This is a genomic window from Streptomyces sp. NPDC048349, assembly GCF_040651925.1.
Lineage (GTDB): Bacteria > Actinomycetota > Actinomycetes > Streptomycetales > Streptomycetaceae > Streptomyces.
Genome location: NZ_JBEZLA010000004.1, coordinates 33,801 through 56,370 on the forward strand (window position 1 = coordinate 33,801; position 22,570 = coordinate 56,370).

18 protein-coding genes and 1 pseudogene are annotated in these 22,570 nt (G+C 72.8%); 5 read left to right on the forward strand and 14 right to left on the reverse strand.

Features of this window, described 5'->3' with window-relative positions; translation table 11 throughout:
- Positions 1–22 precede the first annotated feature (22 nt).
- A complete protein-coding gene (locus AB0D44_RS04150; protein WP_362584436.1) occupies positions 23–202 on the forward strand; it encodes a DUF6191 domain-containing protein in 180 nt (59 codons plus the stop codon).
- Here AB0D44_RS04150 and AB0D44_RS04155 read toward each other — a convergent pair.
- The 6 genes and pseudogenes from AB0D44_RS04155 to AB0D44_RS04180 form a co-directional block, all read right to left on the reverse strand.
- Positions 165–3,214, reverse strand: a pseudogene (locus AB0D44_RS04155) (AAA family ATPase). The gene AB0D44_RS04150 and the pseudogene AB0D44_RS04155 overlap by 38 nt on opposite strands.
- Before the next feature lie 80 nt (positions 3,215–3,294).
- On the reverse strand, positions 3,295–3,462 hold the full coding sequence (locus AB0D44_RS04160) for a hypothetical protein (RefSeq protein ID WP_362584045.1): 168 nt from the start codon (positions 3,460–3,462) through the stop codon (positions 3,295–3,297).
- A 175-nt stretch (positions 3,463–3,637) separates the two neighbouring features.
- On the reverse strand, positions 3,638–4,207 hold the full coding sequence (locus AB0D44_RS04165; RefSeq protein WP_362584048.1) for a hypothetical protein: 570 nt from the start codon (positions 4,205–4,207) through the stop codon (positions 3,638–3,640).
- A 79-nt stretch (positions 4,208–4,286) separates the two neighbouring features.
- A complete protein-coding gene (locus AB0D44_RS04170; protein WP_362584051.1) occupies positions 4,287–4,841 on the reverse strand; it encodes a GNAT family protein in 555 nt (184 codons plus the stop codon).
- Between the two features lie 21 nt (positions 4,842–4,862).
- The gene (locus AB0D44_RS04175) at positions 4,863–7,103 is read right to left on the reverse strand and encodes an MMPL family transporter (protein ID WP_362584055.1); all 2,241 of its coding nucleotides are present in this window, start codon (positions 7,101–7,103) and stop codon (positions 4,863–4,865) included.
- A gap of 206 nt (positions 7,104–7,309) precedes the next feature.
- On the reverse strand, positions 7,310–7,738 hold the full coding sequence (locus tag AB0D44_RS04180; RefSeq protein ID WP_362584058.1) for a signal peptidase I: 429 nt from the start codon (positions 7,736–7,738) through the stop codon (positions 7,310–7,312).
- Between the two features lie 61 nt (positions 7,739–7,799).
- Here AB0D44_RS04180 and AB0D44_RS04185 point away from each other — a divergent pair, with 61 nt between their 5' ends.
- The 4 genes from AB0D44_RS04185 (at position 7,800) to AB0D44_RS04200 (ending at position 12,077) form a co-directional block, all read left to right on the forward strand.
- A complete protein-coding gene (locus AB0D44_RS04185) occupies positions 7,800–8,594 on the forward strand; it encodes a GNAT family N-acetyltransferase (RefSeq protein ID WP_362584439.1) in 795 nt (264 codons plus the stop codon).
- Positions 8,595–8,639: 45 nt separating this feature from the next.
- Positions 8,640–9,266: a DinB family protein gene (locus AB0D44_RS04190; protein ID WP_362584061.1), complete on the forward strand. Its 627-nt coding sequence runs from the start codon at positions 8,640–8,642 to the stop codon at positions 9,264–9,266.
- 61 nt (positions 9,267–9,327) lie between these two features.
- Positions 9,328–11,478 (forward strand): penicillin acylase family protein, encoded by a 2,151-nt coding sequence (locus AB0D44_RS04195; RefSeq protein WP_362584063.1) that lies wholly within the window; start codon positions 9,328–9,330, stop codon positions 11,476–11,478.
- Positions 11,475–12,077, forward strand: a complete 603-nt coding sequence (locus AB0D44_RS04200; protein ID WP_362584066.1) for a GNAT family N-acetyltransferase — start codon at positions 11,475–11,477, stop codon at positions 12,075–12,077. Before AB0D44_RS04195 ends, AB0D44_RS04200 begins: the two co-directional genes overlap by 4 nt.
- Before the next feature lie 131 nt (positions 12,078–12,208).
- Here AB0D44_RS04200 and gatB read toward each other — a convergent pair whose 3' ends face one another.
- From gatB to AB0D44_RS04240, 8 genes are all read right to left on the reverse strand, one after another.
- Entirely contained in the window at positions 12,209–13,720 is a 1,512-nt protein-coding gene (gene gatB, locus AB0D44_RS04205) for an Asp-tRNA(Asn)/Glu-tRNA(Gln) amidotransferase subunit GatB (protein WP_362584067.1), read from the reverse strand.
- A 16-nt stretch (positions 13,721–13,736) separates the two neighbouring features.
- Positions 13,737–13,982 carry a hypothetical protein gene (locus tag AB0D44_RS04210; protein WP_362584070.1) on the reverse strand — a complete coding sequence of 82 codons (246 nt, stop codon included), beginning with the start codon at positions 13,980–13,982 and terminating at the stop codon, positions 13,737–13,739.
- Positions 13,979–15,472, reverse strand: a complete 1,494-nt coding sequence (gene gatA / locus AB0D44_RS04215) for an Asp-tRNA(Asn)/Glu-tRNA(Gln) amidotransferase subunit GatA (RefSeq protein WP_362584072.1) — start codon at positions 15,470–15,472, stop codon at positions 13,979–13,981. Before gatA ends, AB0D44_RS04210 begins: the two co-directional genes overlap by 4 nt.
- A gap of 5 nt (positions 15,473–15,477) precedes the next feature.
- On the reverse strand, positions 15,478–15,774 hold the full coding sequence (gatC, locus tag AB0D44_RS04220) for an Asp-tRNA(Asn)/Glu-tRNA(Gln) amidotransferase subunit GatC (protein WP_030010586.1): 297 nt from the start codon (positions 15,772–15,774) through the stop codon (positions 15,478–15,480).
- Positions 15,775–16,052: 278 nt separating this feature from the next.
- The gene (locus AB0D44_RS04225) at positions 16,053–18,233 is read right to left on the reverse strand and encodes a bifunctional diguanylate cyclase/phosphodiesterase (RefSeq protein WP_362584075.1); all 2,181 of its coding nucleotides are present in this window, start codon (positions 18,231–18,233) and stop codon (positions 16,053–16,055) included.
- 408 nt (positions 18,234–18,641) lie between these two features.
- Positions 18,642–20,843: an NAD-dependent DNA ligase LigA gene (gene ligA / locus AB0D44_RS04230; RefSeq protein WP_362584078.1), complete on the reverse strand. Its 2,202-nt coding sequence runs from the start codon at positions 20,841–20,843 to the stop codon at positions 18,642–18,644.
- A 32-nt stretch (positions 20,844–20,875) separates the two neighbouring features.
- Positions 20,876–21,859, reverse strand: a complete 984-nt coding sequence (locus AB0D44_RS04235; protein ID WP_362584081.1) for a methionine synthase — start codon at positions 21,857–21,859, stop codon at positions 20,876–20,878.
- A complete protein-coding gene (locus AB0D44_RS04240; RefSeq protein WP_362584084.1) occupies positions 21,856–22,545 on the reverse strand; it encodes an SDR family oxidoreductase in 690 nt (229 codons plus the stop codon). Before AB0D44_RS04240 ends, AB0D44_RS04235 begins: the two co-directional genes overlap by 4 nt.
- Positions 22,546–22,570: the final 25 nt, after the last annotated feature.

Sequence of the window (22,570 nt, forward strand, 5' to 3'; positions counted from 1 at the left end):
GCCGAGAGGTGTGGTGAACGCGGTGTTCAACATGATCGAGGAGCTCTTCAACCCGGGACGCAAGCACACGGACGAGGAGAAGAAGCGGCTGGAGCTGTCCCGGGTCGACGTCAATGACGGAGACCCGGGACGGGGGCCGATAGACCTGGACTCCGGCCAGGTGCTCATACGCCCCGGTGAGCGGCCTTCGGACGGGGGCTGACCGGCCCGGCGGGGGCGAAGAGCCGCAGCCGGTGGGCGAGGGCGGCCGCCTCGCCGCGGCCGGTGACCCCCAGCTTGGCCAGGATGTTCGAGACGTGGACGCTCGCCGTCTTCGGGGAGATGAACAGCTCCTCGGCGATCTTCCGATTGGTACTGCCGGCCGCCACCAGGCGCAGGACGTCGCGCTCGCGGCTGGTCAGGCCGAGCGCCTCCACCGGGTCGGCTTCCGGGTCCGCCGCGGCCGGGGCCGGGTCGGCGCAGGTCAGCGGGAGCCGGGCGCGCTGGGCGAGCAGGGCCAGGTCCTCACGCAGCCTGCGTGAGCCGAGCCGGTCGGCGGTGGCGTGGGCGTCGCGGAGCAGGGCGGCTGCGGAGTCCCGGTCGCCGCCGGCGGCCAGCAGGGCCTCGGCGAGCCGGTGGCGGGCCCGGGCCAGCAGGTACGGGCGCTCCAGTGGCCGGACCGCCGCTTCCACGTCGGTCCAGTCGGCGACGGTGTCGCGGTCCTGCGCGCGCAGCAGCTCGGCGCGCAGGTACCCGGCGTGGGCAGCCCAGACCGGGACCGGGGTGGCGAGCGTGCGCGCCGCCGTGCGCAGCACGTCCAGGGCGGCGTCGCGCCCGGCGTCGGCGGCGGGCAGGCCCCGGCAGTCTGCCTCGGCCGTGGCGGCCAGGCGTACCGGTGCTGCCCGAGCGGGAAGCCGTACTCGACGGCGGCGGCCACCTCGGAGCGGACGTCGGCGATCCGGCCCTCGCCCGCGGCGATGCCGACCGCGAGGCGGTAGAGCGGTATCCGGTGCTGGGGCTGGGTGTCGTGGGTCCCGAAGTGGGTGTGGGCGGCGGCCAGCTGATGGGCCGCCTCGGTCAGCTCGCCCCGGGCCAGGGCGAGGTAGGCCAGCCGTGCGGAGGCGGAGCCGCGCGGGGCGGCGCTCTGGCCGACGAGCAGGGTGCGCCGGGCGGCGGCGGTCGCCTCGTCCCAGCGGCCGAGGCTGTAGAGGCTCTCCGCCATGTTGCCCCGCACCCATGCCTCGGTGTCCAGCAGCCGTGATCTGCCGACGAGTTCCGCTCCCTCTTCGGCGAGCTCCACCGCTTCCCGTGAGCGTCCCATGCTTTCCAGCTGAGAGGTGAGGTTGATATGCGCACGTCCCGCGAGCATCGTGAGCCCGAGTTCGGTGGCCCGGTCCTTGACCGCGTGCAGTTCGGTGATGCCGGCTTCGCCGGTGCCGACGTCGGTCAGGAGGCAGCCGACCGTGATCCGGGCGTTGAGCTCCACCTCCTCGGCGCCGACCATCCGCGCGTAGGCGACGGCGCGTTGGGCGGCGTCGAGGTTGCCGGGGCCCGGGTTGTGGAGCATGCCCCAGCCGGCGGCCCGGACGAGCACCTCGGCGTGCACCTGGGACGGGGGCAGCCCCTGGACGAGCTCCTGGGCCTTGGCGATCTCCTCCCAGCCGTCGCTGCGGCCGAGGGCGGCGACCAGCCGGGAGCGCTCGGTCCAGAACCAGGCGGCCCGCAGGGGGTCGTGGCCGTCCTCCAGCGTCCGCAGGGCGGTCTTGGTGATCTTCAGGGCGCGTTCCCGCTCCCCGCCGTAGCGGGCGGCGACGGTCGCTTCCGCCAGCAGGTCGAGCCGCTGCAGCGGGGTGGTGGCCGGGTCGCAGCCGCACGGCGGGTACACGTCGGTGTCGTCCGCCGGGCGCAGCGCCTCGCGGACCTCCTCCGGGGTGCTGTCCCACAGGTCCATGGCCCGTTCCAGCAGGCGCAGCTGTTCGGAGTAGGCGTGCCGGCGGCGCGCGGCCACGGAGGCGGCGAGCACGGCGGGCAGTGCCTTGGCCGGGTCGTTCGCCTGGTACCAGTAGCTCGCCAGCCGGATGACCCGCTCCTCGGCGCGGATCAGGGACTCGTCGGCCTCCAGCGCCTCGGCGTAGTGGCGGTTGAGGCGGGAGCGCTCGCCGGGCAGCAGGTCGTCGCTCACGGCCTCGCGGACCAGCGAGTGGCGGAAGCGGTACCCGTCGCCGTCGGCGGTGGCGAGGAGGATGTTGGCGCCCACCGCGGCCCGCAGGGCTTCGATGAGCTCGTCCTCGCCGAGCCCGGCGACGGCGCGCAGGAGCGGGTACTCGACGGTGGAGCCGCCTTCGGCGACGATGCGCACCACGCGCTGGGCCTCGTCCGGGAGGACCTCGACGCGGACGAGGAGCAGGTCCCGCAGGGATTCGGTGAGTCCGGCCCGGCAGCCGCTCGCCTTGGAGGCGACGAGTTCCTCGACGAAGAAGGCGTTGCCGTCGGAGCGCTCGAAGACCGAGTCCACGAAGCTCTCTTCGGGCTGCGAGGCGAGGATCCCGGCGAGCTGGCGGCGTACCTCGGCCCGGTTGAAGCGGGGCAGCTCGATGCGCTGGACGGTGCGGAGCCGGTCCAGTTCGGCGAGGAGCGGGCGCAAGGGGTGGCGGCGGTGGACGTCGTCCGCGCGGTAGGTGGCGACGACGACGAGGCGGCCGCTGCCGAGGGTGCGGAACAGGTAGGAGAGCAGGTGCCGGGTACTGGTGTCCGCCCAGTGCAGGTCCTCCAGGACGAGGACGACGAGGCGTTCGGCGGCGAGCCGCTCCAGCATCCGGGCCGTCAGTTCGAAGAGCCGGGCGGTGCTCTCCTCGTCGTGGGGGCCGCGGGGGGTGTCGCCGAGTTCGGGGAGGATGCGGGCCAGCTCGCCCTCCTGGCCGGCGGCAGCGGCAGCGAGCTCCTCGGGGAGCAGGCGGTGCAGGGTGCGCAGGGCGGTCGAAAACGGGGCGAAGGGAAGTCCCTCCGCCCCGATCTCCACACAGCCTCCGACGGCGACCACGGCGCCGCGGCGGGCCGCTTCGCCGAGGAACTCCTCGGTGAGGCGGGTCTTGCCGACTCCGGCCTCTCCCCCGATCAGCATCGCCTGGGGCTCGCGGCCGGCGGCGCGGGTCAGTGCGTCGGTGAGCAGGGCCAGTTCGTCGGCTCGGCCGACGAACACCGGGCTGACAGATCTGGTCTCCACGTCGCCGAGCATCGCACAGACGTCCTGCTCAGCGGCACTCGTTATCGGTGCGCTTCTCATCACGCGTCAGTTCGCGCGGGTCGCGGCGCGGGTTACGCGGCGCGGGTGAACCGGCCGCGGTGTCCTCTCACCGCCGCTTCGGGTTCCTGGCTCCGCGCGGAGGCACGGCGGGCCTTCTTGGCCTCCCGCACCAGGCGGTACGCGTCGGCCTCGCGGATGAGGTCGGCGCGGCGGGCGGCTGCGATCTCGTACTCGAACATCTCGTACTCCCTGGTTGCGTTGCTCGGGCACCTCGTTCGGTGTGATCCGAGCTTCGCGTCCCAGGGGGTACCGGCACATCGGTCGCATGCCGCATCTGCCGGGGGCAGGGGGCCTTAGCCGGGGGCGGCAGGCGTCCCGGGCGGGCTGGGAAGACCTAAGGCAGTGCCCAGTGCACTAGCCGGCTGCCTGCGGGACGGCGAGGAGGAGGTCGAAGTACATGAGGACGAAGAGCAGGATGCCCAGGGCGCCGAGGGCGATGCCCGCCCAGGAGACGGACCGCACCCAGGTGGGGAGGGTGCGCTCGGGGGTGCCGAAGGCGGGCAGGGCCAGCACGAAGACGGCGATGATCAGGGCGAGGGTGGAGAAGATGCCGTTCACCAGGGCGGTGGTGTGCCACGGGCCGACGAACTGGGCGGCGATCTGCGCATTGGCGTCGGCGGCCTGGGAGAGCTCGAGGCGGCCGGTGATGCTCTTGCGCTCGGACACGATGCCGGCGACCCAGCTGCCGCTGAGGGCGACGACGGACAGACCCGCGGCGACGATCGCGGAGGCGGCGGCTGCGACGTGGCTCGGCTGCTCCTCCTCGGCGTGGTCCTCGTCGAAGGCGTCGTCGTCCAGGTCCCCGTCGGTGAGCGCGGTGTCGGCCTCGGTCCCGGCGGGCTGAGGGGTCTGGTCCTTCTCGAGGTCGACCGGGGTGGCGTCCGCCTCGGAGGCGTTCGGGGCGGGGGTCTTGGTGGTGTCCATGCGGGGCACCGTAGGCGGCCTGTCTGAGAGTCTCATGAGAAATGCGGCGGGCCCCGCCGCAGCGGGGCCCGGGCAGGGCTCAGGCGGGGCGGGCCGCGGACCACTCGTGCGCGAGGACGGCCCAGATCTCGGTGCTCTGGAGCACGCCCCGGTGCAGGTGGTTCTCGCGCATGACGCCTTCGCGGGTCAGGCCGAGGCGCTCGGCGACCGCGATGCTCTTCTTGTTCCCGGTGGCGACGTGCCACTCCACGCGGTGCATGCCGCGCCCGTGGAACGCCCAGTCGATGAGCACCCGGCAGGCGGCGGTGACCAGGCCGCGTCCGGCGGCGGCGGGCTCGAGCCAGCAGCCGACCTCGCAATTGCCGGTGGCGGCGTCGAAGGCGGGGTAGAGCACTCCGCCGACGAGCGTGCCGTCGACCCAGATGCCGAAGAAGCGGGTGCCGTCGTTCGCGGCCTTCTCGGCGGTGGTGCGCAGGAGCTCGCGCGCCGAGTCCAGGTCGGTGGCCCGGTCGGGGAAACCGACGAACTGGCCGATGAACTCGCGGCCCCGGTCCATGTGGGCGAGGAACTCCTCGGCGTGCCACACCTCCAGCGGCTTGAGCTGGGCGTCTTCGGCCAGGTCTATCGCGAACATGCGGGGGGTCCTTACGGCTCGTCAGCGGGACACGGGTACGGAGTCAGCCGGCTCCGCGCCGTCCTCGCTCGGCCGCTGTGCGGGAAGTTTCGCATGCGGGCCGCGGTCCGGGGGCTCGATGCTGATCCGGGGCAGCCGCCGGTCGAGCCAGGCGGGCAGCCACCAGTTGGCGCCGCCGAGCATGTGCATGAGGGCCGGGACGAGCAGGGTGCGCAGGACGAAGGCGTCCAGGGCGACGGCCGCGGCGAGCGCGATGCCGAACATCGCGATGATCCGGTCGCCGCTGAGGACGAAGGCCAGGAAGACGGAGATCATGATGACGGCGGCCGAGTTGATGACCCGGCTGGTCTCGGCGAGGCCCACGCGGACGGCCCGCCGGTTGTCGCCGGTCTCCAGCCACTCCTCGTACATCCGGCTGACGAGGAAGACCTGGTAGTCCATCGACAGTCCGAACAGGACGGACACCATGATCACGGGCAGGAAGGGTTCGATGGGCCCCGCACTGCCCAGGCCCAGCAGCTCGCTGCCCCAGCCCCATTGGAAGATCGCCACCACGACGCCGAAGGAGGAGGCGACGGCGGCGACGTTCATGGCCGCCGCCTTGAGGGGGATGCCGACGGACCGGAAGGCCAGCAGCAGGAGCACGCAGCCCAGGGCGATGATCACGGTGACGAAGAGGGGGAGCTTGCCGATGATGACCTCGGCGAAGTCGTCGTACCCGGCCGTCACTCCGCCGACGTGGACCTCCATGGAGGTGCCGTGGCCGGCGCGCGGGACGACCTCCTCGCGGAGGGTGTCGACGAGGTCGCTCGTGGCCCGGGACTGCGGAGCGGATGCGGGTACGACGGTGAGGACGGCGGTGTCCCCGCTCCGGTTGAGGACCGCCGGGCCGGCGGAGGCGACGCCCTCGGTCGTGCGAAGCGCCTCTGCCAGCCGGTCCACGGCGAGCCGGTCGCCGGCTCCCTCCAGGCGGGCGACGACGGTGAGCGGGCCGTTCGTGCCGGGCCCGAACCCTTCCGCCAGCAGGTCATAGGCCTGGCGGGTGGTGGAGGCGGCCGGGTTGTTGCCCTGGTCGGAGGTGCCCAGGTGGAGGGAGAGCGTGGGCAGGGCCAGCACCAGCATCACCGCCGTGGCGACGAGGCCCAGCAGCTTGGGGTGGCGTTCGACGAAGGCCGACCAGCGGGCGGCGAAGCCGGTGGTGTGTTCGGGGCGCGGGCCCTCGGCGGCGAGTCTGCGGCGCTCGCGGCGCGAGAGGGCGCGCATGCCGATGAAGGAGAGGAGGGCGGGCAGCAGCGTGACCGAGGCGGCGACGGTGAGGATCACCGTCACGGAGGCCGCTACGGCGACGCCGTTGAGGAAGTTCAGCCGCAGGACCAGCATGCCGAGCAGTGCGATGCAGACGGTGGCTCCGGCGAAGACGACGGCCCGGCCGGTGGTGGCGACGGCGTTCTCGGCGGCCTCCTCGACGGGGAGTCCGCGGGCCAGGCCCTTGCGGTGCCGGGTGACGATGAACAGCGCGTAGTCGATGCCGACGCCGAGGCCGACCAGGGTGCCGAGCATCGGGGCGAAGTCGGCGACGGGCATCGCGTGGCCGAGCAGGGTGATGCCGCAATAGGCGGTTCCCACGCTGACCAGGGCGGTCGCGATGGGGAGCAGGCTCGCGGCGAGCGAGCCGAAGGCCAGGAAGAGGACGAGGGCCGCGACGGCGACGCCGATGACCTCGGCGAGGTGGGCGGTGGGGGCCTCGGTCAGGGCAATGGCGCGGCCGCCGAGTTCGACCCGGAGGCCGTCGGTCTCGGTGTCCGCGTTCTTCGCCGCGTGGACCACGGCCTTGGCCTGGGCCTTGGGCACGGCGTCGGCCGGGCGGTCGAAGGTCACCACGGCATAGGCGGTGCGGCCGTCGGCACTGATCCGGGCGGCGTTCTCGGGCCCCGGGCCGTAGGGGCCGGCGACCGATCCGACGCCCGGGAGCGCGGCGACGGCGTCGAGTGCGCGGGTCATGCGCTGCTCGACGCCGGGGGTGCGGACGCTCTGGTGCTCGGGGGCCCGCCACACGATGGTGTCGGTGTCTCCGCCTTGGCCGTGGAAGCCCTCGCGGAGCAGGTCGTGCGCCTTGCCGGACTCGGTGCCGGGGACCTCGTAATCGTTGGAGAACGCCGCTCCGGCGGTCGCGGCGGCGGCCGCGGTCCCCCCGAGGGCGAGCAGCCAGATCAGGACGGCGAGGAGGCGGTGCCGCATGCACCACCGTGCGATCGCTGCCAACGGACGTGCTCCCTGATGGTTCGGATCTTTACCGGGAGACGGCCCGTCGCAAAGAAACGCGTGAACTTGTGCGGCCCGGCCGGAGGTCCGGAGGATCGCCCCGGGTCCGGCCAAGATGGTCTACACCTCAACGATCGCAGCGTTTCGTGATCGTTGGCCCCTTTGGTGTGCATTGTCACAGGGGTCCGGGAGGTGCGGGACCCCGGTCACCGTGAGGTCGGGACGGAGGGCTCGCGGTCGTCGTGCCGATGGTCCCGGTCGTCGGGCTCGTCGACCCGGTAGCCCGGGATCGAGGGCCATCTGACGGTGAGGACGACGGCGTCCTCCTCCGCGTACCAGGAGTGGTCGACGCCCCGCCCCCACAGGACGTAGTCGCCCTGCTCGCCGAGGACGACGGTCCGCCCGGGGAACTCCAGCCGGAAGCGGCCGCTGATCAGCACCAGCAGGGCGGTGCGCTTTTCGGCGGTGGCCCAGCGCTCCCGCTGGTCGCCCTTCGGGTGGACGCCCCACTTGATCTCCACGTCCTCGCTGTGGCGGGGGTCGGAGGGGTCCTTGAAGTGGCCGAGGAGCCAGCCGCGGTCGGCCGCCGCGTCGGGGGTGGCCTTGCCGGTGTAGATGGTGGAGTCGTCGTTCACGGGGGTGAGGCTAATGCAGTTGTGCGGCCCGGTCCGACACTGGTCAGCTGGGGGGATGACCATGGATCACGAGGAACTCCTGAAGGTACGGGCCGAGTACGACGCCCGGATGCGCCGCGACGCCCAGCCCGACGCGGCGGCGGCCCGCGTGGAACGGGTGGGCGGGGTCGTCCGCCAGACCGTCCCCGGCCTCGGCTGGAACGGGGTGCTCTGGTCGGACCTCGACGAACGCACCGCGGACGCCCGGATCGCGGCCCAGATCGCGCACTTCGCGGGGCTGGGGACGGCGGAGTTCGAGTGGAAGCTCTACGACCACGACCGGCCCGCGGACCTGGGGGCACGCCTGCGGTCGGCGGGCTTCGTACCCGAGCCGCCCGAGACGCTGATGGTGGGCAGGACGGCTGATCTCGCCGCCCTGCCGGTGGAGCCGCCGGAGGGGATCACCCTGCGGGTGGTGACCGACGAGGCGGGCGTGGACCTGATGATGGACGTGCACGCGCGGGCCTTCGGCACCGAGCGACCCCGGATCCGGGAGCAGCTGCTGAGCCGGCTGCGGGAGGAGCCCGACACCATCGCGGCCGTCGTGGCGATGGCGGGCGACACCCCGGTCAGCGCGGCCCGGATGGAGATGCGGCCCGGCACCCCGTTCGCCGGGCTCTGGGGCGGGGGCACGGACCCTCGGTGGCGCGGCCGCGGCATCTACCGCCTGCTGGTGGCCCACCGGGCCCGCCGGGCAGCGGAGCTGGGCATCCCGTACCTCCAGGTGGACGCGTCGGCGGACAGCCGCCCGATCCTGGAGCGGCTCGGCTTCGGTGTGCTGGGGGTGACGACGCCGTACGTGTGGACGGCCGGGTGATCCAACGGCTTCCGCCGCACGGGAGCACGGGGCAGGATCACAACCATGGAACGCACGGAACGCACGGAACGCACGGAACGCACGGAGCGCACGGAGCGCACGGGACAAGCGGAACACGCGGGCCGCACGGAACGCACGGGACAAGCGGAACACACGGGCCGCACCGAACGCACGGAGCGGACGGGACCGCCCCTGACCGGCAACGAGCGTGACACGCTGCGCGCCTACCTCGACTACCACCGGGCCACCCTCGCCTGGAAGTGCGACGGCCTGACCGACGAGGAACTGCGCCGGCCTTCGACGCCGCCGTCCGCCCTCACCCTCCTGGGCCTGGTGCGGCACATGGCCGAGGTCGAGCGCCACTGGTTCCGCCGCACCCTGAACGGCGAGCAGCTGCCCCACCTCTGGTCCGACACCCACGACTTCCAGGCCGCCTACGACGCCACCGGGGCCACCCGCCAGGAGGCGTTCACGGCCTGGGAGGCCGAGGTCGCGCACGCCCGCCGGATCGAGGCCGCCGCCGAGTCCCTCGACGTGACGGCCTTCGTGGCCAGTTGGAAGGAGGAGGCCTCGCTGCGGCTGGTCATGCTCCACCTGATCCACGAGTACGCCCGGCACAACGGCCACGCCGACCTTCTGCGCGAGGCCATCGACGGCGCCACCGGGGCGTGACGGGGACCAGCCCTCGCCCTCTATAGTTAGGGAAGCCTAACCTAATGACTGGGGGACGAGTGTGAGCCTTGTGACCGACCCGGACGCCTGTGCCTTCGAGCTCTACCGGGACAACTGGGGCATCCCCCACCTCCGTGCCGACGACGCCCTCGCCCTCGCCTACGCCCAGGGCCGCGTGACCGCCCTCGACCGCGCCTGGCAGTTGGAGGTCGAACGCCACCGCGCCCAGGGCTCCAGCGCCTCCTTCCTCGGCGCGGACTGCGTGCCCTGGGACCGGTTCGCCCGCCAGAGCCGCATCGGCGACACGGCCCGCCGCTGCTACGAGGCCCTGGACGCCGACGATCCGGAGACGGCCGCCTGGGTCCGCGCGTACGTCCGCGGCGTCAACGACGGACTCGCCGCAGGCGCCGCCCGCGACGCACGCTTCGCGCGCACCGGCCTGACCCCCGCCCCCTGGGAGCCCTGGATCCCGCTGGCGATCTGGACCGCCACGCACATCCTGTTCGCCGGCTTCGCCACCAAGCTGTGGCGCGAGCGCGTGGCCCGAGCCCTCGGCGAGGACGCCGTCACCCTCTTCGCCACCGACGGCCCCGGCACCGCCGGCAGCAACGGCTGGCTGGTGCCGGGCGACCGCACCACCAGCGGCGCGGCGATCATCGCGGGCGACCCGCACCGGTTCATCGAGGATCCGGGCGTCTACCAGCAGATACGCCTTTCCTGCCCGGAGTACGACGTCCTCGGACTCGCCGTGCCCGGCGTCCCCGGCCTCGCCCACTTCGGGCACACCGGCACCGCCGCCTGGGCCATCACCAACGCGATGGCCGACTACCAGGACCTCTACACCGAGCAGCTGCGCGGCGAGGGCCCCGGCCTGGAGGCGCTGGGCCCGGACGGCGTCTGGGAAGCGGTCGCCCGGCACACGGAGATCATCACCGTGGCGGGCCGCGCGGGCGGCGAGGGCAGCGTGGGCTCCCCGGATGCCGCCGGCGCCCGCGACGTCGAGGTCGCGGTCGAGCTCGAGGCCGAGGTCGAGGTCGAGGTCCTGGAGACCGCCCGCGGCCCGGTGATCGTCAACGAAGGCGGCCGGACCCTTTCGCTGCGCTACCCGCCCCGCGTCCGGCGCGACCTCGGCTTCGCCGCCCTCCCCGCACTGCTGCGCGCCCGCACCGTCGCCGACATCGACCGTGCCCTCGACCACTGGGCGGAGCCCGTCAACGTCGTCCACGCCGCCGACTCCTCGGGCGGCCTGCTGCACCGCGTCGCGGGCGCCGTGCCGCTGCGCGACAACGCCAACCGGCTGCGCCCCGTACCCGCCTGGGACCGGCGCCACGCCTGGCAGGGCTGGGCCGAGACCCCCGCCGAGCCCGTGCAGGGCTTCGCCGTCATGGCGAACGCCCGCGGCATCGCCTCCCCGCTCGGCGTGGAGTTCGCGCCGCCGCACCGCGCCAACCGCATCCGCGAGCTGCTCAGCGGCTCCGCCGACTGGTCGCCGAAGGCGATGGCCGCCGTACACGGGGACACGTACCTGGCCTCCGCCGGCCCGCTGCTCGCCCTGCTGCCCGCGCCGGACGGGCTGTCCCCCGCAGCGGCGGCCCTGCGCGCCCGGCTGCTGGCCTGGGACCGGCACATGGCGGCGGACAGCACCGACGCCACCGTCTTCTCGGCCTTCCGGACCGCGACCGTACGCCGCCTCGCCGCCGATCCCGTCTTCGCGGACCTGGCCGGCGCCCCGACCGGCCCGGAGGTGTTCCACCCCTGGCTGTACCTGGTGCCCCGGATCGGCTACGCCCTCGAAGGCCTGCTCACCACCTCCCTCCTCCCCGGCCTCGACCGCGCCGCGCACGTCAGGGCCGCACTCGAGGAGACGGCGGCGGCCGGCGCCCCCGACACTCCCTGGGCCCAGGTCCACCGCCTCGCCCCCTGGTCGGCGCTGCCGGACCCGGAGGCCGAGTGGCCCGGCCTGGGCGGCGACCACGACTGCGTGAACGCCACCTCGTGCGTCCCCGGGTTCACCGACCTCGCCGCCCGCGCGTCGGCGGCCCGTTACGTCTGGGACCTCGCCCGCCGCGAGGACAGCCTCTGGGCGGTCCCGCTCGGCGCGGACGGCGTCCCCGGCGCACCCCACCACCGCGACCAGCTGCCCCTCTGGGCGCGCTGTGACCTCGTCCCCGTCGTCACCGACTGGGCCCGCCTCACCAAGGAACCCGCATGATCTCCACCCGGCAGCCCGTATACAGCCAGCTCGTGGAGGGCTTCGGCACGGTCACGATCACCCCCGTCGACCCCGCCGCCGACTCGGCGCTGATCCACAGCTGGGTCACCGAGGAGCGGGCGCGCTTCTGGGGGATGGGCGGGGCCGGCCGCGAACTCGTCCAGGAGATCTACGAGGACGTCGACCGCCGCACGACGCACCACGCGTTCATGGCGGCCCGCGACGGGGAGCGGGTCGCGCTCTTCCAGACGTACGACTGCGCCGAGGACCGGGTCGGCGAGTGCTACGAGGTCCAGCCCGGGGACGTCGGCGTACACCTGCTGATCGGCCCGAGCCGGGGAGCGGCCGAGCGCGGTTTCACGGGCGCGCTGGTGGGGACGTTCATCGCGCACCTGTTCTCCGATCCCGCCACCCGCCGGATCGTCGCCGAGCCGGACGCCCGCAACACCAAGGCCATCGCCCTGCTGGAACGGTCCGGTTTCACGCTCGGCCCGGAGGTGGAACTCCCGGAGATCGACCTGCCCGAGGTCCACCTCCCGGCCAAGCCGGCCCGCCTCGCCTTCCTCACCGCACCCGAGCCCCGCCCGGCGAACCGCTGACGGCCCGGCAAACCGCTGACCGGCCCGGCGGACCGCGGACGACGGCCACGGCCCCGAACCCGACGTCCGCTCGACGGCGGCGGCCCCGCACCGGAGTCCGGTGCGGGGCCGCCGCCGTACGTACGGAGCGCCTACTGCGAGACGCCCAGGCGCTCCAGGATGAGCTCCTTGACGCGCGCCGCGTCGGCCTGGCCGCGGGTGGTCTTCATGACCGCGCCGACCAGGGCGCCGACGGCGGCGACCTTGCCGCCGCGGATCTTGTCGGCGATGGCCGCGTTGCCCGCGATGGCCTCGTCCACGGCCGCGCCGAGCGCGCCCTCGTCCGAGACGACCTTCAGGCCGCGCTTCTCGACGACCTCGTCCGGGGTGCCCTCGCCGGCGAGGACGCCTTCGAGGACCTGGCGGGCCAGCTTGTCGTTCAGCTCGCCCGCGGCGACCAGCGCCGCGACCCGGGCGACCTGCGCAGGGGTGATCGGCAGCTCGTCGACGACGACACCCTGCTCGTTGGCGTTGCGGGCCAGCTCGCCCATCCACCACTTGCGCGCGGCGGCCGAGTCGGCACCCGCCTCGATCGTGGCGACGATGGAGTCCACGGCGCCCGCGTTGAGGATCGACTGCATGTCGTGCTCGCTGACGCCCCACTCCTCGCGGAGCCGGTTGCGGCGCACGCGCGGCATCTCGGGCAGACCGGCGCGCAGCTCCTCGACCCACTCGCGGGCCGGGGCCACGGGGACCAGGTCGGGCTCCGGGAAGTACCGGTAGTCCTCGGCGTTGTCCTTGATGCGGCCGGCCGTCGTGGAGCCGTCCTCCTCGTGGAAGTGCCGGGTCTCCTGCACGATCGAGCCACCGCTGCTCAGGACGGCCGCGTGGCGCTGGATCTCGAAGCGGGCCGCGCGCTCGACGGAGCGCAGCGAGTTGACGTTCTTCGTCTCGCTGCGGGTGCCGTAGGGCGCGTCGGGGCCGGGGCGCAGCGACAGGTTCACGTCGCAGCGCATCTGGCCCTTGTCCATGCGGGCCTCCGAGACGCCGAGCGCCTTGATGACCTCGCGCAGCTCGGCGACGTACGCCTTGGCGACCTCGGGGGCCCGTACGCCCGCGCCCTCGATCGGCTTGGTGACGATCTCGATGAGCGGGATGCCGGCGCGGTTGTAGTCCAGCAGGGAGTGGGACGCGCCGTGGATACGGCCGGTGGCACCGCCGACGTGCAGCGACTTGCCGGTGTCCTCCTCCATGTGGGCGCGCTCGATCTCCACGCGGAAGATCTCGCCGTCCTCCAGCTGGACGTCCAGGTAGCCGTTGTAGGCGATGGGCTCGTCGTACTGGGAGGTCTGGAAGTTCTTCGGCATGTCCGGATAGAAGTAGTTCTTCCGGGCGAAGCGGCACCACTCGGCGATCTCGCAGTTCAGCGCGAGACCGATCTTGATGGCGGACTCGACGCCGATCGCGTTGACGACCGGCAGGGAGCCGGGCAGACCGAGGCAGGTGGGGCAGGTCTGCGAGTTGGGCTCGGCGCCCAGCTCGGTGGAACAGCCGCAGAACATCTTGGTCTTGGTGCCGAGCTCGACATGGACCTCGAGGCCCATGACGGGGTCGTACGACGCGAGGGCGTCTTCGTACGACAGAAGTTCGGTGAAGGTGGTCACGGTGAAACTTTCCCTCTCAGCCCAGCAGGACGTCGTCGTCGCCCAGGCGCTTCAGCTCGCGGTACAGGATCGCGAGACCGGTGACGATGGCGGCGGCGGACACGACGGCGTCGACCAGCTTCAGCATGTCCTGCTCGGTGCGGGCCTTGCGGGCCTGCTTGATCACGCTGATGGCACCGAACGCGGTGGTGCCGATCGACAGGTAGGTCCCGGACTTGGACTTCTTGAAGCCCTTGGCCTTGGACAGTGCGCTTCCACTCACAGCGACGGTGCCTCCTCGAGCAGCGGGTGACCCCAGCGGGCGACGAAGGCGGCCTCGACGGCGGCACCGACCTTGTAGAGCCGGTCGTCCTTCATGGCGGGGGCGATGATCTGCAGTCCGACCGGGAGGCCGTCCTCCGGTGCCAGGCCGCAGGGGAGCGACATGGCGGAGTTGCCGGCCAGGTTGGTCGGGATGGTGCACAGGTCCGCGAGGTACATGGCGAGCGGGTCGTCGGTGCGCTCGCCGATGGGGAAGGCCGTGGTGGGGGTCGTCGGGGAGACGATCACGTCGACCTGCTCGAAGGACTTCTCGAAGTCCTTCGTGATGAGCGTGCGGACCTTCTGGGCGGAGCCGTAGTACGCGTCGTAGTAGCCGGAGCTGAGCGCGTACGTGCCGAGGATGACGCGGCGCTTGACCTCGTCGCCGAAGCCGGCCTCGCGGGTCAGGGCGGTGACGTCCTCCGCGGACTTGGTGCCGTCGTCGCCGACGCGCAGGCCGTAGCGCATGGCGTCGAAGCGGGCCAGGTTCGAGGAGCACTCGGACGGCGCGATCAGGTAGTACGCGGCCATCGCGAGGTCGAAGGACGGGCAGTCCAGCTCGACGATCTCGGCGCCGAGCTCCTTGAGGAGCTCCACCGACTCGTTGAAGCGCTGGACGACGCCGGCCTGGTAGCCCTCGCCGGCGAACTGCTTGACCACGCCGACGCGCATGCCGGCGACGGAGCCGTTGCGGGCGGCCTCGACGACCGGCGGGACCGGTGCGTCGATGGAGGTGGAGTCGAGCGGGTCGTGGCCGGCGATGACCTCGTGGAGCAGCGCGGCGTCCAGGACCGTGCGGGCACAGGGGCCGCCCTGGTCCAGGGAGGAGGAGAAGGCCACCATGCCGTAGCGGGAGACGCCGCCGTAGGTCGGCTTCACGCCGACCGTGCCGGTGACGGCGGCGGGCTGGCGGATGGAGCCGCCGGTGTCCGTGCCGATGGCGAGGGGCGCCTGGTACGCGGCGAGCGCGGCCGCGGAGCCGCCGCCGGAGCCGCCGGGGATCCGGGTGAGGTCCCACGGGTTGCCGGTCGGGCCGTACGCGCTGTTCTCCGTCGAGGACCCCATGGCGAACTCGTCCATGTTGGTCTTGCCGAGGATCACGACGTCGGCTTCCTTCAGCTTGCGCGTCAGGGTGGCGTCGTAGGGCGGGATCCAGCCTTCGAGGATCTTCGAACCGACGGTGGTCGGGACCCCGACGGTGGTGAAGATGTCCTTGAGGGCGAGCGGTACGCCGGCCAGCGGGCCGAGCTTCTCGCCGGCCGCGCGCTTGGCGTCGACGGCGCGGGCCTGGGCGAGGGCGCCTTCGCGGTCGACGTGCAGGAAGGCGTGGACCTTCTCGTCGGTCGCGTCGATGCGGGCCAGGTGGGCCTCGGTGACCTCGACGGCCGTGAGCTCGCCGGAGGCGATCTTCTCGGCGGTCTGGGCTGCCGTGAGCTTGATGATGTCCGTCATGGCTGTTAGTCCTCCCCCAGGATCTGCGGCACCTTGAATCGCTGCTGCTCCTGGGCGGGAGCGCCGGAGAGCGCCTGCTCGGGGGTGAGCGAGGGACGGACCTCGTCCGCGCGCATGACGTTCGTCAGGGGCAGCGGGTGGGAGGTCGGCGGGACGTCTTGGTCGGCGACCTCGGAGACGCGGGCGACCGCGCCGATGATGTCGCCGAGCTGTCCGGCGAAGTGATCCAGCTCGTTGCTGGACAGCTCAAGGCGCGCCAGCCGAGCGAGGTGGACGACCTCCTCGCGCGTAATGCCAGGCATGCAGCGATCCTCTGGGGGTGGGTGGATGTTCCGTTTCGGGCTCAATCCTATGGGGCCCACCCCCGGACCCACGAAACGGTTTGCCCTCGCCCTGCCCGGAGCGCCCGTACGGAGTCCCGCCCGACCCCGCGCCTCAAACGCCGGCGGGGCTGATTGGTGCGGCACCGTCGAGCGCAGCACAGCCAAAATCCAGCCCCTCCGGCGTTTGAGGAGCGGGGTCTGGGGCGGAGCCCCAGCAGCGGCGCCGCACGCGGCGCGGCCCCGCACACCCGACGGAGTCAGACCGCGTCGGCCTCGGCCGCGGCCAGTTCCGCCGAGATGTCGGCCGGGCGGCGCCAGCCGCGTTCGCCTCGGGCGAGGAGCCAGGCGGTGGCTTCCTGCGGAGGCATCGCGGCGGCGACCAGCCATCCCTGCACCGCGTCGCAGCCCAGGTCCCGAAGCCGCTCCCACGTCTCGTCGTCCTCCACGCCCTCCGCGACCACGAGCAGGCCCAGCGAGTGGGCGAGGTCGACCGTGCAGCGGACGATCTCGGCGTCCTGCGCGTCGACGGCGAGCCGGCCCACGAACGAGCGGTCGATCTTCAGCTCGCTGACCGGCAGCCGGCGCAGGTGGACCAGCGAGGAGTACCCGGTGCCGAAGTCGTCCAGGGACATCTTCACGCCGTGGCCGGTCAGCCCGGCCATGGTGTCCGCCGCCCGCTGCGGGTCCTCGAGCAGTACGTGCTCCGTTATCTCCAGCTGAAGGCCGCTCGCCGGAACCCCGTGCCGGGCCAGCCGCGCGGCCACGGCCCCCGCGAAGCCGGGGGTGTGGACGTCGCGCGGCGAGACGTTGACGGCCACCGGCACCTTCAGGCCCTGCGCACGCCACCGCGCGACCTGTGCGAGGGCCGTCTCCAGGACGTACTCCGTCAGGTGCGGCATCAGCCCGGAGGTCTCGGCGATCGCGATGAACTCGTCCGGGGGCACCCGGCCGCGTTCCGGATGGACCCACCTCACCAGGGCCTCGAGCCCGGCCACCTGCCCGTCGAAGCGGACCTTCGGCTGGTAGTGGAGCTCGACTTCACCGGCGTCCAGGGCCCGGCGGAGATCGCCGAGGAGTCCGAGCCGGTCGGGGGTGTTGCTGTCCCGCTTGGACTCGTACACCTCCACGCCGGTGCGGTCGCGCTTGGCCTGGTACATCGCGACGTCGGCGCGGCGCAGCAGCCCTTCGGCGTCCAGGGCGTGGTCGGGGAAGACGGCGAGGCCGGCGCTGGCCTCCAGGACGAGCGTGAGGCCGTCCAGGTCCAGCGGGGAGCTGAGCTCCGCGACCAGGTGGCGGGCGATGCGCTGGGCGCTGGTGGTGGAGTCGGCGACGGGCAGCAGGACCGCGAACTCGTCTCCGCCGAGCCGGGCCGCCTCGGCGTCCTCGGGGAGTGCCTGGCGCAGCCGGTCGGCGATCTGCAGGAGCAGCCGGTCGCCCGCCAGATGGCCCAGGGTGTCGTTGACCGCCCGGAAGCGGTCCAGGTCGATCAGCACGAGAGCTGCCCGGGTGCCCAAACGTTCAGCCTCGTCCAGGGCGGTCCAGGCCCGCTCGAGCAGCCACTGCCGGTTCGGCAGCCCGGTGAGCGGGTCCCGCAGCTGTTCCTCGGCGCGCGCCCGGGCGATCCACAGGGTGGAGTCCAGCGCGATCAGCGGCACGGCGAACAGCGGCAGCAGGACCGGCTTCGTGACCGCGACGACGCAGATCAGCGGGGCGATCCCGAGCAGCGCGACCGCGACTAAGGCCTGGCGGAGCAGGGCCGTACGGGCGACGGTGGGCAGGCCGCCGCCGCGCGGGGCCAGCGCGATCCACAGCAGGAACCGGGTGGCGAGCAGGTACGCGACCGCCACGAGGACGATCTCGGGTACGGCGTCGAGCTCCCAGGTGGTGGGCCGCCACGGGTTCTCCACGGTCGGCGCCTCGCCGAAGGCGGCCAGTACGAGGGCTGCCGCGCCGATGCCGAGGATGTCCGCGGAGCCGTGCAGCAGCCCCTGCCGCCAGCGGTGCCGGCGCGCAGCCCCGACCAGGGAGACCACCGCGAGCGAGACGAGTCCCGCGGGCACCCACCCGTAGAGGATGAGCACGCCGAGGGTGAGGGCCGCGCCCGAGCCGGTGCCGCCCCACCAGCGGTCCCGGCCCAGGGCGACGAGGTGGCCGACGATGATGCCGGTGAGCAGGGCGAGAGCCCAGCCCACCGCGCCACCGGGGAACAGTGCTTGACGGTCGCTCAGGGCGGAGGCGACGCCCGCGCCGAGCACCACGACGGCCAGGCCCACGACGGCGAGGGAGAGCACGCCGCGCCGCGCCGGTCCGTCCGCACCGGTGCCGAGGTCCCGGCCCTGCGGCGCCCTGGCCCCCAGGACACCCGTCCGGCCCGCCCGCATGGACGGGATGTCCCCGCCGAATTCAGGTGACGGGTCGGCGCTTTCGGTGGGTTTCATGCCCGTCCCTCTCACAGCCGGCGATGCCGATGTCACGCGATGGCCCCGATGTCATGCCATCACGGCTGGAATTGCATCCGGCAGCCGTGCACGACAGGCGCACCCCTCAACAGTAGGACGCGGGAGGGTCCCAGGGGCAGCGGTCGGCGGTGGTTGCCCGAATGCGACCCAGCCATCCTCATCAGTACGGTATCCGCCGAACGGGTGAGTTTGGACCAGGACCCCCCGGTCACCCGTCCGATGATCCGACAGCTCACCGCCCTACGACCAGCCTTGTACCAGCCGTTTACCACCGTCCGCCGCGCCCGGCGTGCGCCCGCCCGTACGGCCGCACGCCATGCAACGGTTCGCCTTCGCCGTTCCCCCGCAGATCTGTCCGGGTGATTGCCTTCCGGCTGTTGCTGCCGCTTACTGCGCTCCGCCGCCGCCGTCCACCGGGAGCGCCGCCTCGCGCGCCGCCTCCGGGCCCTGCTCCAGGAGGACCTCGAACCCGGCGTCGTCGAGGATGGCGAGCTTCAACTGCACGGCCTTGTCGTACTTCGAGCCCGGGTTGTCGCCGACCACGACGAAGGAGGTCTTCTTCGACACCGAGCCGGTGACCTTGGCCCCGCGGCTCTGCAGGGCCTCCTTCGCGCCGTCCCGGGTGTGGCTCTGCAGCGTGCCGGTGACGACGACGGTCAGCCCCTCCAGCGGGCGCGGCCCCTCCTCCTCGGCGGAACCTTCCTCCTCCATCCGGACCCCGGCCTCCCGCCACTTGCGCAGGATCTCCTGGTGCCAGTCGACGGCGAACCATTCCTTGAGGGAGGCCGCGATGATCGCACCGACGCCGTCGGTGGCCGTCAGCTCCTCCTCCGTGGCCTGTTCGATGCGCTCGATCGACCGGAACTCGCGGGCGAGGGCCTCCGCGGCGACCGGGCCGACATGACGGATCGACAGGCCGTTGATGATGCGGGCGAGCGGGCGGTCCTTGGCGGCCGCGATGTTCTCCAGCATCGCGAGGGCGTTCTTCTTCGGCTCGCCCTTCTGGTTGGCGAAGACCGTGACGATCTTCTCCTCGCCCGTCTTCGGGTCCCGCTTGGGCAGGCCGCTGTCCGGGTCCAGGACGTACGCCTTGATGGGCAGCAGGTCCTCGATGGTGAGTCCGAAGAGGTCGCCCTCGTCCAGCAGGGGCGGCTGCGCCGGTTCCAGCGGGCCGGTCAGCGCGGCCGCCGCGACCATGCCGAAGTTCTCGATGTCGAGGGACTGGCGGCCGGCCAGGTAGAACAGCCGCTCGCGCAGCTGGGCGGGGCAGGTCTGCGCGTTGGGGCACCGGACATCGATGTCCCCCTCCTTCATCGGCCGCAGCTCCGTCCCGCACGCGGGGCACTCGGCGGGCATCACGAACTCCCGCTCGCTGCCGTCCCGCAGGTCCACCACCGGCCCGAGGATCTCGGGGATGACATCGCCCGCCTTGCGCAGCACGACGGTGTCCCCGATCAGCACGCCCTTGGCCTTGACGACCTCCTGGTTGTGCAGGGTCGCGAACTCGACCTCGGAGCCCGCCACCGTCACCGGCTCCACCTGCGCGTACGGGGTCACGCGGCCGGTGCGGCCGACCCCGACCTTGATGTCGACGAGCTTGGTGTTGACCTCCTCGGGCGCGTACTTCCAGGCGATCGCCCAGCGCGGGGCGCGGGCCGTCGAGCCGAGCCGCCCCTGGAGGGCGATCTCGTCGAGCTTGACGACGACGCCGTCGATCTCGTGCTCCACCGAGTGCCGGTTCTCGCCGAAGTACGCGATGAACTCCCGGACCTCGGCGAGCGAGGAGACCACCTTGTTGTGCCGGGCGGTCGGCAGGCCCCACTCGCGCAGCAGCTCGTAGGCCTGCGACTGGTGCTCGATCTCGAAGCCCTCGCGGGCCCCGATGCCGTGCACGACCATGTGGAGCGGGCGGCTCGCCGTGACCTTCGGGTCCTTCTGGCGCAGCGAACCGGCCGCCGCGTTGCGCGGGTTGGCGAAGGGCTTGCCCTCCGCCTCCACGAGCCGGGCGTTGAGCTCCTCGAACTTCTCCATCGGGAAGTAGACCTCGCCGCGGATCTCGACGAGGGCCGGGATCCGCTCGCCCTTGAGCCGGTCCGGGATCTCGGCGATGGTGCGGACGTTGGGCGTGATGTCCTCACCGGTGCGGCCGTCGCCGCGGGTGGCGGCGCGGGTGAGGCGGCCGTTCTCGTAGGTGAGGTTGACGGCGAGGCCGTCCACCTTCAGCTCGCACAGGTAGTGGTAGTCCGAGGTGTTCACGTCCCGGGCCACCCGCTCGGCCCAGGCGGTCAGTTCCTCCTCGTCGAAGGCGTTGTCGAGGGAGAGCATGCGCTCGCGGTGCACCACGGAGGCGAAGTCCGTCTCGTAGGCCCCGGCCACCTTCTGGGTGGGCGAGTCGGGCGTGCGCAGCTCCGGGTACTGCTCCTCCAGCGCCTCGAGCGAGCGCAGCAGCTTGTCGAACTCGGCGTCGCTGACGACCGGCTGGTCGTTCACGTAGTACCGGAAGCGGTGCTCCTCGATCTGTTCGGCCAGCAGCGCGTGCTGCTCACGCACCGCCGCCGGTACTGCCGTGTCCTGCTGTTCGGCTGCCATGCCGTGTCCTCCCGTGGCCCGTCTCTCGACCGTCACTCAGGGTTGTCGGCGAGCGACCTCGCCGCCCTGACGCAGTGCGCCTGCACCGCGCGGGCGTAGGCGGGCGAAGCGCCCGCCAGACCGCACGACGGGGTGACCACGACGGACTCCGCCAGAGTCCCCGGGGCCAGCCCCAGCCTGCGCCAAAGCTTCCTGACACCCATGACGCTACCGGCAGGGTCCGACAACGGGCCGTCGGTGCCCGGCACCACTCCGGCGAAGAGTTTGGTACCCGCTTCGACGGCCTCGCCGATGGCGTCGTCCTCGCGCTCCGTGAGCAACGAGAAATCGAACGACACGCCCGCGGCCCCGGCCCGCCGCAGCAGCCCGAAGGGAACCTCGGGGGCGCAGGAGTGCACGATCACCTCGCCGTCGTGCACCGCGAACAGGTCGCGCAGGGTGCCCTCGACGACCTGCCGGTCGACGGCGCGGTAGGTCCGGTACCCGCTCGCGGACCGGACCCTCCCGAGCAGCACTGCGGTCAGCGACGGCTCGTCGAACTGCAGCACGACCTCGGCGCCGGGGATCCGCTTGCGTACGTCGGCCAGGTGCTCGCGCAGGCCCTCCGCGAGCGATCCGGCCAGGTCCCGGCAGGCGCCCGCGTCCTGGAGCATGGCCTCGCCGCCGTGCAGCTCCAGGGCGGCGGCCAGGCTCCACGGCCCGACGGCCTGGATCTTGAGCTTGCCGGTGTAGCCCTGGGTGAACTCCTCCAGGGCGTCGAGGTCCTCGCCGAGCCAGGAACGGGCGCGCTTGCTGTCGCGGCCGGGGCGGTCGCTCACGCGCCAGCCGCTGGGCTCGACGTGCGCGTACATGTCGACCAGCAGCCCCAGCGAGCGGCCGATCATGTCGGCGCCGGCGCCCCGGGCGGGGAGCTCGGGGAGGTACGGGAACTCCTCGAACGAGCCGGTCACCGTCTTGGCGGCCTCGCGGGCGTCCCCGCCGGGCAGCGAGCCGATCCCGGTGGCGCTCGCGCTCATCGGCCCGGCCTGACGGACAGGTCGTTGACCTCGGCGTCGCGCGGCAGGTCGACGGCCATGACGACGGTGGTCGCCACGGACTCGGGATCGATCCAGGCGGTGGGGTCGTACTCCTTGCCCTCCTGGGAGTGCACCTTGGCCTGCATGGGGCTGGCGGTGCGGCCGGGGTACACGGAGGTGACCCGGATCCCGTTCGCCTTCTCCTCCTCGCGCAGCGAGTCGGCCAGCGCCTTGAGCCCGTGCTTGGAGGCGGCGTAGGCGCTCCAGTCGGCGTGGGCGTGCAGCCCGGCGCCGGAGTTCACGAAGACGACGGTGGCCTTGGAGGCCCGCAGGGTGGGCAGCAGCAGCCGGGTGACCTCGGCGGGGGCGATCAGGTTGACGTTGAGCTGCTGGTGCCAGGTCTTGGGCCGCAGGTCCCCCACCGGTCCGAGGTCCACGATCCCCGCGATGTGCAGGAGCGAGTCGATCCGCTCGGGGACCGGCTGCTTGGAGAAGGCCCACGAGAGCCGGTCGGGGTCGGCGAGGTCGCCCACGAGCGCCCGCGCGCCCGGGTAGCGCTCGACGAGCTGCTTGGCCCGGGCGGCGTCCCGGGCGAGGAGGACGAGGTCGTCGCCGCGGGCGTGCAGCCGGGCGGCGACGGCGGCGCCGATGCCGGATCCGGCACCGGTGATCAGGTGAGTAGCCATACCGCCCATGCTCGCACCCCCGGCC